Annotated in this window: 1 protein-coding gene; it reads right to left on the bottom strand. The window is 75.6% G+C overall.

The features are described from left to right. A partial coding sequence (locus I6F37_RS42725; RefSeq protein WP_225154787.1) for a hypothetical protein occupies positions 1-406 on the bottom strand: 406 nt, incomplete at both ends.

Below are 406 nucleotides of genomic sequence, written 5' to 3'. Positions count from 1 at the left end.
GAGCAGGAAGGCCCCGGTGGCGGCGTCGTAGAGCGCCGCGAACCCGTCCGAGGCGCCCGCGCTCGTCCGCGCCGCCGTCCCCGCGCCGGGGTCGAAGTCGACCGTCTGCTCGAACTGCCCGCCGACGTACGCTCGCCCGCCGATGACGTCGACCGCCGACGCGAGGTCGCGGCCGGGCCCGGCGAGCGTCTGCGCCCAGATCTGGGACCCGGACGTCTGGTACGCCGCGAACCAGACGTCCGAGGAGGCCGCGTCGGGCTGGGCCGCGCCGGACACAAGGACGCGCCCGTCGGCGAGCACGACGTCGTACGGGCTCACGCCCGGCGTGGGCGTCGCGAACACCTCGGCGCCATCGGCGACGGCGTACGCGCCGACGACGCCGTTGCGGTTGTTGAACGAGTTGGCC

The organism is Bradyrhizobium sp. NBAIM08 (assembly GCF_020193935.1).
In the GTDB taxonomy this organism is placed as follows: Bacteria; Pseudomonadota; Alphaproteobacteria; order Rhizobiales; family Xanthobacteraceae; genus Bradyrhizobium; species Bradyrhizobium yuanmingense.
The sequence above is the reverse complement of the archived record's forward strand: the minus strand, read 5'-3'. Positions and strand labels throughout refer to the sequence as shown.